General features: G+C 58.3%; 17 protein-coding genes and 1 tRNA gene. 7 read left to right on the forward strand and 11 right to left on the reverse strand.

The genetic code is table 11. The features are described 5' to 3' along the window. Positions 1–167: 167 nt before the first annotated feature. Positions 168–362 (reverse strand): hypothetical protein, encoded by a 195-nt coding sequence (locus AC1DM5_RS09675; RefSeq protein ID WP_477974942.1) that lies wholly within the window; start codon positions 360–362, stop codon positions 168–170. Between AC1DM5_RS09675 and AC1DM5_RS09680 the strand changes: the two genes are divergently transcribed. Then, a complete protein-coding gene (locus AC1DM5_RS09680; RefSeq protein ID WP_477818241.1) occupies positions 361–1,413 on the forward strand; it encodes a threonine aldolase family protein in 1,053 nt (350 codons plus the stop codon). The genes AC1DM5_RS09675 and AC1DM5_RS09680 overlap by 2 nt on opposite strands. A 73-nt stretch (positions 1,414–1,486) precedes the next feature. On the opposite strand, the gene AC1DM5_RS09685 is transcribed toward AC1DM5_RS09680, so the two are convergent. Beyond that, on the reverse strand, positions 1,487–2,341 hold the full coding sequence (locus AC1DM5_RS09685) for a LysR family transcriptional regulator (protein WP_113181487.1): 855 nt from the start codon (positions 2,339–2,341) through the stop codon (positions 1,487–1,489). Positions 2,342–2,435: 94 nt separating this feature from the next. Between AC1DM5_RS09685 and AC1DM5_RS09690 the strand changes: the two genes are divergently transcribed. Beyond that, positions 2,436–3,440 carry a bile acid:sodium symporter family protein gene (locus AC1DM5_RS09690; protein ID WP_477818240.1) on the forward strand — a complete coding sequence of 335 codons (1,005 nt, stop codon included), beginning with the start codon at positions 2,436–2,438 and terminating at the stop codon, positions 3,438–3,440. Between the two features lie 71 nt (positions 3,441–3,511). On the opposite strand, the gene AC1DM5_RS09695 is transcribed toward AC1DM5_RS09690, so the two are convergent. Beyond that, entirely contained in the window at positions 3,512–3,982 is a 471-nt protein-coding gene (locus tag AC1DM5_RS09695; protein ID WP_007822816.1) for an Hsp20 family protein, read from the reverse strand. Between the two features lie 326 nt (positions 3,983–4,308). After that, positions 4,309–4,833 carry a hypothetical protein gene (locus tag AC1DM5_RS09700; protein ID WP_477818239.1) on the reverse strand — a complete coding sequence of 175 codons (525 nt, stop codon included), beginning with the start codon at positions 4,831–4,833 and terminating at the stop codon, positions 4,309–4,311. Positions 4,834–5,070: 237 nt separating this feature from the next. On the opposite strand from AC1DM5_RS09700, the gene AC1DM5_RS09705 reads away from it, so the two are divergent. Beyond that, complete coding sequence (locus tag AC1DM5_RS09705) at positions 5,071–6,042, forward strand: alpha/beta fold hydrolase (protein WP_477818238.1); 972 nt, start codon at positions 5,071–5,073, stop codon at positions 6,040–6,042. A 106-nt stretch (positions 6,043–6,148) separates the two neighbouring features. Here AC1DM5_RS09705 and hisN read toward each other — a convergent pair whose 3' ends face one another. Both hisN and AC1DM5_RS09715 read right to left on the reverse strand, forming a co-directional pair. Continuing rightward, a complete protein-coding gene (gene hisN, locus AC1DM5_RS09710; RefSeq protein ID WP_113181491.1) occupies positions 6,149–6,922 on the reverse strand; it encodes a histidinol-phosphatase in 774 nt (257 codons plus the stop codon). Positions 6,923–7,172: 250 nt separating this feature from the next. Further along, positions 7,173–8,054, reverse strand: coding sequence for an N-formylglutamate amidohydrolase (locus AC1DM5_RS09715; protein ID WP_477818237.1), 882 nt, complete (start codon positions 8,052–8,054; stop codon positions 7,173–7,175). A gap of 189 nt (positions 8,055–8,243) precedes the next feature. Here AC1DM5_RS09715 and cpdR1 point away from each other — a divergent pair, with 189 nt between their 5' ends. From cpdR1 to AC1DM5_RS09730, 3 genes are all read left to right on the forward strand, one after another. Beyond that, on the forward strand, positions 8,244–8,606 hold the full coding sequence (gene cpdR1 / locus AC1DM5_RS09720) for a response regulator CpdR1 (protein WP_003542883.1): 363 nt from the start codon (positions 8,244–8,246) through the stop codon (positions 8,604–8,606). Positions 8,607–8,690: 84 nt separating this feature from the next. Beyond that, positions 8,691–8,765 (forward strand) — tRNA-Val (locus AC1DM5_RS09725). A 225-nt stretch (positions 8,766–8,990) separates the two neighbouring features. Further along, a complete protein-coding gene (locus AC1DM5_RS09730; RefSeq protein WP_007822806.1) occupies positions 8,991–9,467 on the forward strand; it encodes a hypothetical protein in 477 nt (158 codons plus the stop codon). Between the two features lie 34 nt (positions 9,468–9,501). Here the strand turns inward: AC1DM5_RS09730 and AC1DM5_RS09735 are convergent, their stop codons facing one another. The 3 genes from AC1DM5_RS09735 to AC1DM5_RS09745 form a co-directional block, all read right to left on the reverse strand. Next, positions 9,502–10,215 carry a hypothetical protein gene (locus AC1DM5_RS09735; protein ID WP_477818236.1) on the reverse strand — a complete coding sequence of 238 codons (714 nt, stop codon included), beginning with the start codon at positions 10,213–10,215 and terminating at the stop codon, positions 9,502–9,504. Positions 10,216–10,372: 157 nt separating this feature from the next. Continuing rightward, positions 10,373–10,549 carry a hypothetical protein gene (locus tag AC1DM5_RS09740; protein ID WP_477818235.1) on the reverse strand — a complete coding sequence of 59 codons (177 nt, stop codon included), beginning with the start codon at positions 10,547–10,549 and terminating at the stop codon, positions 10,373–10,375. Between the two features lie 38 nt (positions 10,550–10,587). Continuing rightward, entirely contained in the window at positions 10,588–10,827 is a 240-nt protein-coding gene (locus tag AC1DM5_RS09745; RefSeq protein WP_113181493.1) for a hypothetical protein, read from the reverse strand. 373 nt (positions 10,828–11,200) lie between these two features. Here AC1DM5_RS09745 and AC1DM5_RS09750 point away from each other — a divergent pair, with 373 nt between their 5' ends. Next, positions 11,201–12,295: a DUF475 domain-containing protein gene (locus tag AC1DM5_RS09750; protein WP_477974944.1), complete on the forward strand. Its 1,095-nt coding sequence runs from the start codon at positions 11,201–11,203 to the stop codon at positions 12,293–12,295. Between the two features lie 128 nt (positions 12,296–12,423). On the opposite strand, the gene AC1DM5_RS09755 is transcribed toward AC1DM5_RS09750, so the two are convergent. Next, positions 12,424–12,594, reverse strand: a complete 171-nt coding sequence (locus AC1DM5_RS09755) for a hypothetical protein (protein ID WP_007822797.1) — start codon at positions 12,592–12,594, stop codon at positions 12,424–12,426. Between the two features lie 177 nt (positions 12,595–12,771). After that, positions 12,772–14,679 carry a methyl-accepting chemotaxis protein gene (locus AC1DM5_RS09760; RefSeq protein WP_477818233.1) on the reverse strand — a complete coding sequence of 636 codons (1,908 nt, stop codon included), beginning with the start codon at positions 14,677–14,679 and terminating at the stop codon, positions 12,772–12,774. Between the last annotated feature and the right edge of the window lie 266 nt (positions 14,680–14,945).

Below are 14,945 nucleotides of genomic sequence, written 5' to 3' on the forward strand. Positions count from 1 at the left end.
TGAAGGCTCAGCACTCGAAAGAACTATAGCGTGAAAGCCGCTCTGTTCCAGGGCTTTCGGCGCCTCTTCGGCCGGGAAGGCCAAAATAGGACAGCAACCCTGTCCTAGTTCATCAGTTCAATGACAGAAACAATTCCTCTTCGCAAGAGTGTGCTCTTAAAAAAACGTCAATTTGCGACGGAAGATTGCCAAATCAGCAAAAAGTGCGACATAAAATTACGCCATTTAATGTCATTTTGTTTATTGATTGCGCCGTTCAATTTTTGTRATGCATCCAGACTTCCGCCCTTGATCCCGTGAAGCTTTGGCGTAATGTCCCCATCCGAACCTCCCGCCCCATCATTTTCAATGGTTTCTTCCATGTTTTTTGCTTCTGACAATTGGGCCGGTGCCCATAAATCCATTGCCGAACGCCTGCTGGCTGAATCCGCTGGTTTTGCCGCCGCCTACGGCAACAGCGACTACGACAGGAAGGTGGAAGCCCGCTTCTCCGAAATCTTCGATCGCGAGGTTTCCGTCTTCTTTGTCGCCACCGGCACCGCCGCAAACTCGCTTTCGCTTGCAAGCGTGCAGCGTCCCGGCGGCATCGCCTTCTGCCATCAGGAAGCCCATGTGATGCAGGACGAATGTGGCGCTCCCGAATTCTTCTCCGGCTCCTCCCGCCTGGTGTCGGTCGCCGGCGATTTCGGCAAGATCGATCCGGCAGCGCTGTCTGCAAAGATTGCCGCCTTCCCCGAGGACGCCGTTCATCACGGCCGCGCCACCGCTGTGACCATCACCCAGGCAACCGAAATCGGCACCGTCTATTCTCTGCCGGAAATCGGCGAAATTTCCGCCATTGCCAAGAAGCGCAATCTGCCGCTGCACATGGACGGCGCCCGCTTCGCCAATGCGCTTGTCGCGCTCAACGCAACGCCTGCCGAAATGACCTGGAAGCGCGGCGTCGACATCCTTTCCTTCGGCGGCACCAAGAATGGCTGCTGGTGCGCGGAGGCGATCATCTTCTTCAATCCTGAACAGGCGAAGGAGATGCCCTTCATCCGCAAGCGCGCCGCCCAGCTCTTCTCCAAGTCGCGCTTTATCTCCGCCCAGTTCGACGCCTATTTCGAAAATGGCCTCTGGCTCGATCTCGCCCGTCACTCCAACGCCATGGCCGAACGTCTGCGCGCAGGCATCGGCGCCAGCAACTCGGCTCGGCTCGCCTGGCCGACCGCCTCAAACGAAGTTTTCGCAGTCATTCAGAAATCAGCGGCAAAGACGGCTGAGGGCAGAGGCGCAAAATTCTACGAGTGGCCGATTCCGGCCGGCATGCCGGACCTCGTTTCGGAGGGCGAAACGCTCGTCCGTCTCGTCACCAGCTTTGCAACGACCGAAGCCGATGTCGACGGCTTCCTGAAGTGCCTGGCTGCCTGATTTCTTCCGGCTCCAGGCATAGCATTGAGAAACAAAATCCCGCCGGCCCTGGCGGGATTCTTGTTTGAAGCGCTCATGCGGACCGCAAACCTCTGACCTTTTTCAGAATATCGTCCGAAAGTGCCGCCACGAGTGCCTGATCGGCCCCCTTGCGCGGCACCAGCACGAATTCGACGTCTTCCAGGACAGGCAGCCTGCCCGGCGCAATTTCCTTCAAGCCTGAAGGCGCCATGCTGCGCGGCTGAACGAGCACGCCCATGCCGGCGCGGGCCGCAGCAGTTAACCCACTGAGGCTGCCGCAGGTACAGACGATGCGCCAGGGCACGCCGTGACGACCGAGGGCTTCCAGCGCGATGGCGCGTGTGACGCTCGGCTGGGGGAAGGCGATCAAAGGTAGCGGGCCGGATGAAAGAATGTGCTCCGGATCCCGAGCCAGCCACACCAGCGGCTCCCGATAGACCAGCCGCCCATGCGCATCTCCAAGCCTTCGCTTGGCAAGCACGAGGTCGATCGCTCCTGCGTCCTGCATTTCATAGAGCACGCCTGAAAGCGCAACAGTCAGCTCCAGATCGACCGAAGGATGCGAGCGCACGAAATCCTCCAGCACCGCCGGCAATTGGCTTGTCACGAAATCCTCGGAAACACCAAGACGCAAACGTCCGCGCAGGCTGCCTCCCTTGAACAGCGACTGCACCTGCCCCTCGATCGACAACATGGCGCGCGCATGCGAAAGCAGTGCCTCGCCATCACCGGTCAGGACGACCTTATGCGTATCGCGCTCTAGCAACCGTCGCCCCAGCGAAGTCTCCAGCCTTTGGATATGCTGGCTGACCGTAGACTGCCCGAGGCCCAGCCTCTCGGCGGCCAGCGTGAAGCTCCCCATCTGCTCGACGGTGACGAAACTGCGTAGCTGCGAAAGGTCCAACATGAGGACAATCCAGATCCATGATAACTGTTATTCATTGCATCCTGGATCATAATGAGTGACAAAACAATGACTCATTTATCTTAGCGAGACCGCCATGCGCCGCTTCTTACCCGACACATTCACGATCCTGCTCGTCTGCACCGTCATCCTCGCCTCGATCTTCCCAGCGAGCGGCACCTTTGCCGGCTGGTTCGGTGTTGCGACTGATTTCGCCATTGCGTTGCTGTTCTTCCTGCACGGCGCGCGACTCTCGCGTGATGTTGTCATCGCTGGCCTGCTACACTGGCGGCTGCATCTCGTCATTCTGCTGACCACCTTCGGCCTCTTCCCGATCCTCGGCCTGGCGATAGGCTTCATCCCGGATTCGATCCTGCCGCAGCCGCTTTATCTCGGCATCCTCTTCCTCTGCGTGCTGCCGTCGACTGTGCAGTCCTCGATCGCCTTCACCTCAATGGCAGGCGGCAACGTGCCGGCGGCGATCTGCTCGGCTTCGGCCTCCAACATCTTCGGTATGTTCCTGACGCCGCTCCTCGTCGGCCTGCTCTTTTCGGTCGGCGGCCACGGCGGTTTCTCCTTCGACGCGCTCGAGCAGATCCTGCTGCAGCTTCTCGCGCCCTTCGTCGTCGGCCAGATCCTCCAGCCCTGGATCGGCGCCTGGATCCGCTCCAAGAAGAAGATCCTGATGCCGGTCGATCGCGGCTCCATCCTGATGGTAGTCTACCTCGCCTTCTCGACTGCCGTCGTCGAGGGCTTGTGGCACACCTTCTCGATCGCCGATATCGCCGCCGTCATCATCGCCGACATGGTGCTGCTGGCGCTCGTTCTCGTCATTACCATGTACGGCAGCCGTTGGCTGGGCTTCAACAAGGCCGATGAGATCACCATCACCTTCTGCGGTTCGAAGAAGAGCCTCGCAAGCGGCGTTCCGATGGCAAACGTCATCTTCGCCGGCCAGTCGATCGGCGCTATCGTCCTGCCGCTGATGCTCTTCCATCAGATCCAGCTGATGGTCTGCGCCGTCATCGCCCAGAAATATGCCGCCGCCGCAGCGCGCCGGGCTACCGAAAAGCAGCTTCAAGAAGCTGCAAGCCCAGCCTGATTGAACAAAATGACCGCAAACAAAAACGGCGCCCGCGAGGGCGCCGTTTCCGTCTGATCCGTCAAAGCGGATTAGTTGTTGACGACCTGTGCTTCGATCGCTTTCGGAGCCTCGACTGGCTCAGCGGCAATAGCGATCTTGCGGGGCTTAAGAGCCTCCGGGATGCTGCGCAGGAGGTCGATGTGTAGGAGGCCATTCTTCAGCGAAGCGGCGGTCACTTCGACATGGTCGGCAAGCTGGAAGCGGCGCTCGAAGGCGCGCTTTGCAATGCCACGATATAGGAACTCGCTGCCATCGGCATTTTCTTCGCGCTTTTCACCTTTGACGATGAGCGCGTGGGCATGCGATTCGATGGAAAGTTCGGTTTCGTCGAAGCCGGCAACGGCCATGGTAATACGGTAGGTGTTCTCACCGGTCCGCTCGATGTTGTACGGCGGATAGCTCGGAACCTGCTCCGGCTGGGAGAGGCTGTCGAGCATGGTAAAGAGGCGGTCGAAACCGACTGTGGAACGATAAAGGGGAGAGAAGTCTACGTGACGCATGATGTCCTCCTAGGGAAGCGACGTGTTGCGATATCATGCCCTGAAACCCCGTTCTTGGCGGCTTCGGGACGGTTGCGCGGACCCTTCTGGCGTCCGCAAAGTTCAGATGGGTATGGCTTTCTGAGACTTCAAGCCCCTTTTCAAAGCACCCGTGATGGCTGCGTGAACCCCGCATGAACGGCAGGTTCGGTGAGCGTTCAGGCGCTGCTGTCTAGAGGTAGGGGCATCGGGTGACACTGGCCCGAAGGCTGAAGTGTATCGTCCCTTCTTCTTCAGCCTAAATTCGGCCGGCCAAGAGCTCCCTCAGCTCCGCCGGCCTTTTTTCTTCAGGCGTAAAGCTCTGCAAGCTGATCCTGCGTCGCATCCAGCCTATCAGCCACGGCATCTTGATGGCTCAGCATAAGAGCGCTGACGATGCGCGACAGCGCAGCTGAATCACTGTTTGAAAATATCGACAAAGGGCTGCTGCTCTCCTTACCGCCGCTATTTGAAGGCGGCACCTCGGCAACGATGGAACCGCCGCCCGGCAACTTTGTGCTGATCGTGAACCCCTCCGCCGGAAGGGCGTCGCGGTTGTCGATGATCATCTGCTCGAGCGCAAGGAACTGGCCGTTTTCCGGCGAAATATCAGCATTCTGCGGCATTGCCATGACGGCAGAATATTCCCGCGCGAAAGCTGCCCGCGACTTCGGATTGTCGCTGAGCAGTTTCAGGATCGCCAGATGCACATCCGGCGGATCGATATCGAGATAATCCGACTGCAGATAGTCGAGAACGGACTCCGGCCGCTGCGGACCGGTTGATTGGTGGACGCCGGAATTGACAGACCCGACGGAAGAAACCGAACTCATGGCCAGCCTCCCGGCGCCCCAATCTTCAGTCATGAACGTGCGGATAACCGGCTTCATGCCGGGACAAATCTTTCGTTCGCACTAACCATAGCGTGTCTCTGCTTTCGCGAAGCTTGCCATATAGAAGAATCTTAATGTATTATACCTCGCTTATATTAGGCCACAATTTCGCCATTGATTTTCCCGGCCCCTGCGCTATCCCCTAGTATATCTCTCACGCGAAGAAACATTCTGCCTATGGAACAGGTTCTTTACTCGACCCCAGCCAATCCGACACCAGAGAACCGCACCGAAGGTTTTTTCGAGACCCACGACGGCCATAGGTTGCGTTATGCCGTCTTCCGGTCGCAGACACCGGTCGCTCATGGAACGGTGGTCCTCCTGCATGGGCGTAGCGAATATATCGAAAAGTATTTCGAGACGATCCGAGATCTCACCGCCAAGGGCCTCTGGGTCGCGACTTTCGATCTGCGCGGCCAGGGCGGTTCGCCTCGGCTGATCAAGAAACGCAATCATGGCCACATCCGCCGCTTTTCCGACTACGAGCGCGATCTCGATACCTTCCTCGAAAAGGTCGTGCTCCCGGATACCCGCCTGCCCTTCTATATGCTGGCTCATTCCACAGGCGCGCTGATTGCCCTTTCCGCCGCACCTTATCTCTCGACGCGTATCGAGCGCATGGTGCTCTCTGCCCCTTTCCTCGGCCTCATCGGCCAGGCCGCCTCCCAAGGCGTCATCCGCACGGTATCGAGCGCGCTCTGTGCTGTTGGCCTCGGCGGGATGCCGCTCGGCAAGATGAAGGAGCTACAATTCCCTGATAATCCGCTCACATCGGACGAAACGCGCTTCGAGCGTAATGCGGCTATTGCAAAAGCCCATCCGGAGCTTGCGCTGGGAGCGCCGACCGCGCGCTGGATGTATGAATGCATGAAGGCGATCGACCGGGTGACCCAGCCCTATCATCTCTTTTCGATCACCATTCCCTCTGTCGTCATCGCCCCGACACGCGACGGTCTGGTGCCCTATACGGTGCAGGAGAGGCTTTCGCGTTATTTCCGCGCCGGTCAACTCGTACCGATCAACGGCGCTCGCCACGAGATATTCCAGGAAAGGGATATGTATCGCACCGCCGCACTTGCCGCTTTCCACGCCTTCATCCCCGGCAGCGACGCCGAGGCGACTGATGACGTTACGGCACTCGGCGTCTGAACCTAAAAAACCGTTGCGATCTCCAGGATTCGCCCGCCATGCTTTAAGTTCTTATTTTACGCATGTGGTTATCACAAAACCACTGCACACTTTTGCACAACATGCGTTAGCGCTGCAGGATGGCGATCGCCTCTTCGTATACCGCCCTGCTGCCGGCAGCGATAATGGAGCCACCGTTTTCCGGCCGTCCACCGTCCCAGGTGGTCATAATGCCGCCGGCGCCCTCGATGACAGGAATGATCCCGCCGACGTCATAGGGTTTGAGGCTGTTCTCGATCACGAGATCGACATGACCTGCCGCCAGCAGCGCATAGGCGTAACAGTCACAGCCATAACGGAAGAGCCGCACCTGACTTTCGATTTCGCGATATTTCTCCATCTCCTCGCCGACGAAGAGATGCGGCGATGTGGTGAAGAGGATGGCATTGGAAAGAGCGCCGCAGTCACGCACCTGCAGCCGGCGTTCGCCCTCAGGCCCGCTATAGGTCGAACCGTTTTCGTCGCCGAAGTAACGTTCGCCGGTAAAAGGCTGCTCGATCATGCCGGCAACCGCCCGGCCATTCTTCTGCAGGCCGATCAGTGTACCCCAGACCGGAACGCCGGAGATGAAGGCGCGCGTGCCGTCGATCGGATCGATCACCCACACATGCTCGCGGTCGAGGCCGACATTGCCGTGCTCTTCGCCCAGAATGCCGTGCTCCGGAAAATGCGCCTCGATCAGCGTGCGGATGGCAGTTTCCGCTGCCCTGTCGCCTTCGGTGACCGGATCGAAGCCGGACGACAGTTTGTTGGTGACATTAATGCCCGAGCGAAAACGCGGCAGGGTTTCCGCCTTGGCAGCTTCGGCAAGACGGTTGAAGAACGAACGGTCAGGAAGCATGGAGAAATCCACATGGCTGGCGGGAAATGGCGTTTTTCATAGCGAAAAACCGGCGGAATGCAAACACAACAGGCAATTTCCGATTAGCTGCCTAAATATTTTGCAGTGCAATATATTGCTTGACAATTGTGCAATGCAGCAGTAGTTTCTTACCTACAGTCTTCTGACTGTAAATACCCTCCTTGGGTGTTTCCTCCCTAGACTTAGCCGCGCTGATAAAGCGCGGTTTTTTTTGACCTGAAGGCAGAAATCACTCGGCCGCAAGCGCCCGGTCGCCGGAGAATTTCTCGACATACTCAGCCATCTGCCGCATGAACGACGTGACGGCGGTTGCAACGATGTCGAAATCGGGCCGCTTCTCCAGCGTGACCTCATCGACGTAGATCGAACGGTTGACCTCGATCTGCAGCGCATGCAGCCCGCGTGACGGGCGGCCGTAATGTTCGGTGATGAAGCCACCGGCATAGGGCTTGTTGCGGATCGCTGCAAAACCCATTTCCTCGAGAATGCCGATTGCCGTACGCGATAGCTCTGCCGAAGCGCTGGTGCCGTAACGGTCGCCGATGATGAAATCGGGCCGCGCATTGCTGCCGGCAACGCGCACATTGCCCGGCATAGAATGGCAGTCGATCAGGACGCCGAAGCCAAACTGTACATGCGTGCGTGCAATCAGCCGCCGCAACGTCGAGTGATAGGGCTTGTAGACGCTTTCGACACGTTCCAGCCCCTCCTGAACGGGCAGCCGGCGCGCATAGATTTCCATGTTCTCAGCCACGATGCGCGGAATGGTGCCAAGTCCGCCGGCAACCCTGAGCGAGTTGATATTCGCATAGGGCGGCAACAGCCCGTCGAACATGCGCGGATCGAGCTCATAAGGCTCACGGTTGACGTCCAGATAGGCGCGCGGGAAATTCGCAAGGAGGAGTGGCGCACCGAGGTCCACGGCTGTGCCGAACAGCTCATCGACATAATGGTCTTCAGACCGGCGTATCGAGATACCTTCCAGCCGCGACTGCGCGATGAATTCCGGTGGATAAATACGGCCGCTATGAGGGGAGTTGTAGACGAAGGGAATGGTCTGCGACACGGGCTCATGCACTTCAAAAAGCTCGTATTCGCGTATTTCCGGCACTTTCTGCCCTCTTTACCATGTCATCAAGTGGCTATGACGGCTATGTTGCCAGTTGCCTGCCCTTAAGTCCATACTACATAGAAGGGATGGCGGTCGTGGCTAGGGCGATTTCACCGGTTGTTTACCGGGCGAAGTTTAGTGTAGACGGCTGGTATCCCAGAAAACATCAGTGATCAGCGGTCCGGATTAATGACTCAGAAGATACTTCTCGCCGAAGACGACAATGACATGCGCCGCTTCCTCGTGAAGGCGCTCGAAAAGGCCGGATACAAGGTCCTTTCCTACGACAACGGCGCTAGCGCTTATGACCGCCTGCGTGAGGAGCCCTTCTCGCTGTTGCTGACCGATATCGTCATGCCGGAAATGGATGGCATCGAGCTGGCGCGCCGTGCGACCGAACTCGATCCTGACCTGAAGGTCATGTTCATCACCGGCTTCGCAGCCGTTGCACTGAACCCTGATTCGAAGGCGCCGAAGGATGCAAAGGTCCTTTCCAAGCCTTTCCACCTGCGCGATCTCGTCGACGAGGTCAACAAGATGCTTGCCGCATAAGGCTTCTTGGCGGCTCGTCACAAAACTTCAAAAAAGCCTATTGACGGCTCCGGAGGTTTTGTGATCTATGCGCCGCCATCGGATGGGCGTGTAGCTCAGCGGGAGAGCACTACGTTGACATCGTAGGGGTCACAGGTTCAATCCCTGTCACGCCCACCATCCTAATTCGCTGAAAAGCAAAGGCCTTTCGAGAAATCGAAAGGCCTTTTCAGTTTCCCGTTTTAAGTTGCCGGATTCGTATTCCTGACCAAGCCACCTGCACCGGCTCTTCTCAAATCATATCCGAAGGGATCGAAACCAAATTCGGACACAGAGCCATGCCATGCGCGATAATAGAGCCCGAGGCGTTGATTCGCCTCGTCAGGACATAGGGTTCGAATCGAAATGAAATTATCCGCGCTTGCCATTGCCGCCTTCTCCACCCTCGCTTTTGCAGCTGCGGCGCAGGCCGACGACAATTTTCCGGGTGCGCCCGGCGTCATTGCCCTTGGCGGCAAGTGCCAGAAGCTCGTCGTTGCCAAGTTCGATGCCACGAAGGGCTGCAAGGGAGAGCTGGCAAGCGTGACGCTCGTCAACGGCACCGTGACCTTTATCTTCACCTCTGATGGTAAGCTGCTGGGCTTCCAGGGCGACGGAAAGGGCATCAAGCCCGCGTCCAATGGCAATGCCCGCCTGCCGCTCAGCCTTGTCACCACGGGCGTTGGAAATAAGATGACGGGTGAGGTGAAGGTTGCCGGTTCGTGCACCTTCGGCAATCCTTACTCCGGTAAGCCGACTGCCATCGAATGCACGGCCGAAAGCAAGGATTCGGCCTTCACCGGCAGCTTCCGTACCAGCGGCAAGGCGCCAGCGCGGAAATAACATACGTAAATAAGCGATCGTCAGACAAGCGGCCTCAAGCGCACCAGGAACCGCCGGCAGAGCCTGGCTTCCTGGCCAGGCCCTCATCGATAAGCCGCGTGCCGAAGGAACGCCCGTCGCGCGAAATGACACGCGGCGCACCCCGGTCATCCGACTTGCCGGCGGCATTCATGTTGAACGGACCGGCATTCAGCAGCGCCAGCAATCGCGACTTGGCAGCAAAGGCGATCTTCCGTTCGTCTTCGCAGCGTGCACGGTCCACGTCCGGGCTGACCATATCGGCGATGACGATCTTCTCGCCCTTATACCAGAAGGTACCAGCGTCACCGACGCAATTGATATGCTCGCCCTGCCCGCAATATCCGAAAGCCGCCTTGGCGGTTTCCGACGGGGATGGGGAAGCAGGAGAAATAGAGGCCGGCACGATCTTTGCCGTCGGCACCGGAGCCGAGGGAATCGCTGCAGGTGGTACTGGATCGTTCGTCTGCCGGGGCTTGACAGCAGGAGCCGCAACGGCGACCTGCTTCGGCGCATCCTTGGATGCCTGAGGCTTGGCTTCAGCCGCCTCACGGATGACTGCAGCTGGGGCCTTGCCAAGCATCGGGCGGATGCTCTTCCAATTGTCATAGGCGGCAATGGCGCCCACCGCCGCGATGCCGATCACCATCCAGGGCATCGCGCCGCTGGAGGACGCGCTGCTCTTCCTTTTTGCCGGCGCCTTGCGGCGGCGTGTCGCTGTCTTGGCCATCGATCCGATTCCCTTGAATGGGCCGGATTATCGCTGCCCAATCCTTTCGGAAAGGTTGGCAAGACATGGCCGTGGAACGCTTTCCCAGACCAGAACTCGTCGGAAAAGAAAACGCCCGGCGCATGGCCGGGCGTCTCATTCAAGCTCTGCCCTGTGTTCAGCAGCCTTGCGCGGCCGAAGGTGCAGCGGCGGGCTTTGCGGTTTGCCCGCCTGGCTGCACGGATGGCGTCTCGCGCTTGCCTATATCGATCCGGCGTTCGGCCGCCTCGCGCACGGCCTGCCACTCATATTCATGCTGGATGAAGATATCCCGCGGCACAAGATTGATCGTCATTCGTATTTCACCTGTCTTGTCGGTTGCGGAATTGGTTTTCAGCGCACGGGCTTTGCGACGTCGGCATCGTCGCTCTTGATATCAAGCCCGCCCTTGGAAAGGTCGCTGCCGGTCATATGCGCCGGCACATGAATGTCGTGGAGCGCGCCCGGGGTCAGCGTCAGGTCCACCTGGTGCGGGGGCAGAACCTGTGCCCTCTGCATGCGATTGGGTTTCGCCCGCTTCATGCGGTCCGACGCTTCCGTGCGCTTGTCGGGAACATGGGTCGAATTATGCATCGTCGCCCTCCTTCAAGAGTATCTGAGATGTTTTCATCGGCTCAGCTAGGACGGAACGGGTGAGCGCCAGTATGGTTCCAAAGAAATCGATAACCTTGCCCGCCGGTGCATCTTGAATGGCGCAGCAACATGACTACCTAGTGGTGCACCCGCAGCCTCATCCAGACATCGGCTGCGGGGGAACCCTGGTGCCGGGCCCCTCTGGCGAGAGTTTTTACGGCGCTCTCGTGATGTCGGTACCGCCTGCAAATTAGCCGGCGGATTTTTCATCGATGAAAAAGCTCACCATGCCAATCGCGCATGCCCTTTGTGGTATGCGTTTTTCTGTTTTCACCCCATCTTCAAAAACGGTTTGCGGCTGCGAGGTGCAGCCATGAACCAGCCTCAATCCTACAAATCCTCGCTCGGCTATTTCCGCTGGGCCTTCATCTTCACCGCGCTCGGCCTGGCACTCGGCGCATTCCTCGGCTGGCAGTCGACCGGCACGCTGGGTGGCATGGCCACTGTTTTCTTCATCTGCACGGTGCTGGCTGTGCTGGAGATCTCGCTCTCCTTCGACAACGCCATCGTCAATGCCAATAAGCTGAAAGAAATGACCCCTGTCTGGCAGCATCGCTTCCTGACCTGGGGTATCGTTATTGCCGTCTTCGGCATGCGTATCGTCTTTCCGCTGGCAATCGTCGCCATCGCGGCAAAGATCGGCCCATGGGAAGCGCTCGTGCTTGCGGCGCGTGAACCTGCCGAATATGCCCGCATCATGAATGATGCGCATCTGCCGATCGCAGCCTTCGGCGGCACCTTCCTGATGATGGTCGGCCTCAGCTACTTCTTCAACCATGAGAAGGAAGTCCACTGGATCGGCTCCTTAGAACGGCTGATGGCGCGTTCGGCCACGATCAAGGGCATCGAGATCGCCTTCGTGCTCCTGCTGATCCTGCTGTTCTCCTATCTCCTGGAAGGCGAAGACGCGACCACCTTCGTCTACTGCGCCGTCTACGGTCTCGTGACCTTCCTGGTGGTGGAAGTCATCGGCGGTCTTCTCGATGCATCGCAGCGCGCGATGAGCGAGGCGGCAAAGGGTGGCCTCGGCGCCTTCATCTATCTGGAAGTGCTGGATGCCAGCTTCTCCTTCGACGGCGTCATCGGCGCCTTCGCACTGACGCAGAACCTCTTCGTTATCGCCATCGGCCTCGGCATCGGCGCCATGTATGTGCGCTCCATGACGATCATGCTGGTGGAAAAGGGAACGCTCGCGGAATACCGCTATCTGGAACACGGCGCCTTCTACGCCATTCTGATCCTCTCGGTGATCATGTATGTGCAGACCTTGACGCACATTCCCGAGGTCATCACCGGCCTTGGCGGCGCAGCCCTGATCGGCATCTCGCTCTGGTCCTCGATCCACTACAACAGGCAAGAGCGGCAGAAGGAAGCGCATATCCCCGAGCGGGAGCGCCTGCACGCCTGACAATTAAAAAGCCGCTGCGGTCTGGCGCTGCGGCTTGCATAGTCCAAAAAACAAAGCCCGCGACCAACGGTTGCGGGCTCATTCATTCAATAGATGATCTGACACTCAATCTACGCATTCGGCACGTCTTACCGGATGACACGGCCAAAGCTTACCGGATCGATACCGAGTTCCTGCAGGTCACGTGCGCGCGGCTTGCGGCCACCTTCGACAGCGGCGCTGACTGCGTTTGCGGCACCGAGCGCTGCAAAGGCGCGGGCCAGGAAACCATTGTGGATCGACTTTCTGAAAGCGGACATCTTCTTTTCCTCTCGCTCTTTCGTTGACCCTTCCTAGATGGGGAAATCCGGATGCACCTACAACGCGCAAGAAATCACCGCTGCTATGCAAGAAGCGCATATTTCTTTCGCCGGCAAACGAAAAACGGCCCGGGTTCGCCTCGAGCCGCTTCGGAATTCGAATAATAATTCAGTCAGTTAGAACTCTGACCATTCCTGCTTCAAGGCAACATTTCCAACACTCGCGTATCCAGCCGTGCGCGTAGCCGCCGGCTTGGCCGATGCAGAAGGCGGAGTAGCGGCCCGGTGCGTCGAAGCATTGCCCTGACCGAGATCGAAGCGAGCAATCAGCTCGCGCAGTCTGCGGCTTTCGGTTGCCAGCGTGGCACTTGCCGCGTTGCTCTCCTCGACCATCGCAGCATTCTGTTGTGTCACCTGATCCATCTGGTTGACGGCAGAATTGACCTCCGTCAGTCCCGTGGACTGCTCCCGTGCTGAAGTGGCAATTGCTTCCATGTGCTTGTTGATCGTCACGACATAGTCGCCGATCGTGCTCAGAGCCCCACCCGTTTCACGCACCAGCTTCACACCGACGGCAACCTCACCTGTCGAGGCACTGATGAGATCCTTGATCTCGCGAGCCGCCTGAGCAGAGCGCTGAGCGAGTTCGCGCACTTCCTGGGCGACAACAGCAAAACCCTTGCCCGCTTCGCCGGCACGAGCGGCCTCGACACCGGCATTGAGCGCCAGCAGGTTCGTCTGGAAGGCGATGTCATCGATGACACCGATAATATTGGAAATCTGGCTCGAAGACTGTTCGATCCGCTCCATTGCGTGGACGGCATCAGCGACGACGGCACCGGATTTTGCTGCGCTGTCGTTTGCCTGGATTGCCACCGACTTGGCTTCATCGACGCGCTTGGAGGAATTCGCGACATTGACGGTGATTTCGTCAAGCGCTGCCGCCGTCTCCTCCAGAGAGGAGGCTTGCCGCTCGGTACGGCGGGAGAGATCGTCTGCACTCTGGCTGATCTCTCGGGTGCCGCTGTCGATGGATGAGGCGCTGGCGGTGACGGCACGCATGACATCGGCGAGCTGTGTAACCGACGAATTGAAATCGGCACGCAACGATTCAAAATCGGCGGCAAACGGTTCCCTCAATTGAAACGTGAGGTCACCGGCGGAAAGGTGCTTCAGACCGTTCCCGAGGCCAGCCGTGGCCCGTCGCATCTCCTCAGCCTTGAAATGCTCGTGTTCGGCGCTGCGACGACGCTCTTCCTCTGTGAGATTGCGCTGTGCCTCGCCCTCCTGCTCCAGACGGCGATTGGCGACCGAATTGGCGCGGAAGATTTCGACAGCCCCAGCCATGTCGCCGATCTCGTCGGAACGGCCCGGGAAGGGAATGGCGCTATCCGTATCGCCGGCTGCCAGCTTCTTCATCGAAACCGTGATCATCTCGATGGGGCGGGCAACGCCGATGATGGCAAAGGCCACTGCAGCCAGCAGGATCGCAGCACAGACTGCAATCAGGATAGCGGCTGCCAGAACCGTCGTCTGGAAGACCGAGATTCCATCGCGRTAGATCTTGTCGGAGCTTGACGTATTGAAGTCGAGCAGGTCCTTGAGATAACCGGACGCCTTGTCGAGCTTGGTGCGCATGTCGCCGGAAAGCAGCGCCTTCGCTTCCGCTTTCTTGCCGGCACTCGATAGAGAGATCATCTGCACCGCAACCTGCTTATAGTCGGCGACGCCGCCGTCGATAGCCTTTAGAAGTTCACCACCGCGCTGGGTGGTAACGAGTGGCCGGTACTTTTCAATCTGCTGCGAAAGCGTATCGGTGCGTTGCGCGATCTCGGTCTCCGCAGCCTTCGTCGCTTCGGGCGTATCGGCCAGGATATGCTCGAAATAGGCCGAGTTCAGCCGATAGAAAGCACTCTCAATGCTTTTGCCGGTAGCGATTTTCGGTATCCAGTTGGTCGCGATGACTTCCGTCTGGCCGTTCAAGAGCCGCATGCTGCTGATCGACATCCACGCAAGCAGGCCGAACATGATGGCGATGACGGCAAAGACAACGGAGAGTAATAATTTTACGCGTGGGCGTCTCATACAATGTTCCTGATAGAAAAGGGGAAGCGGCAGGCTGATGAGGGCTTCATGCCTGCGTCCCGGGAAGTGGTGATGCAAAATATTGGGAGATTCGCTTAAATTTAAATTAAACATCGGTTGGATCTGTGACTACGAAATTGCCGCGCCACAGAACAAGAGTCATACCTATTGGCTTTTCTTCAGGACGAAATTGCACAGGCTGTGAAAGGCATAGAAATGGCCGGCCCTGTTGCCACGGCCGGCCTGAATTAGGGGTCAGGTCGTCT

The organism is Rhizobium sp. 01T437, from assembly GCF_056398505.1.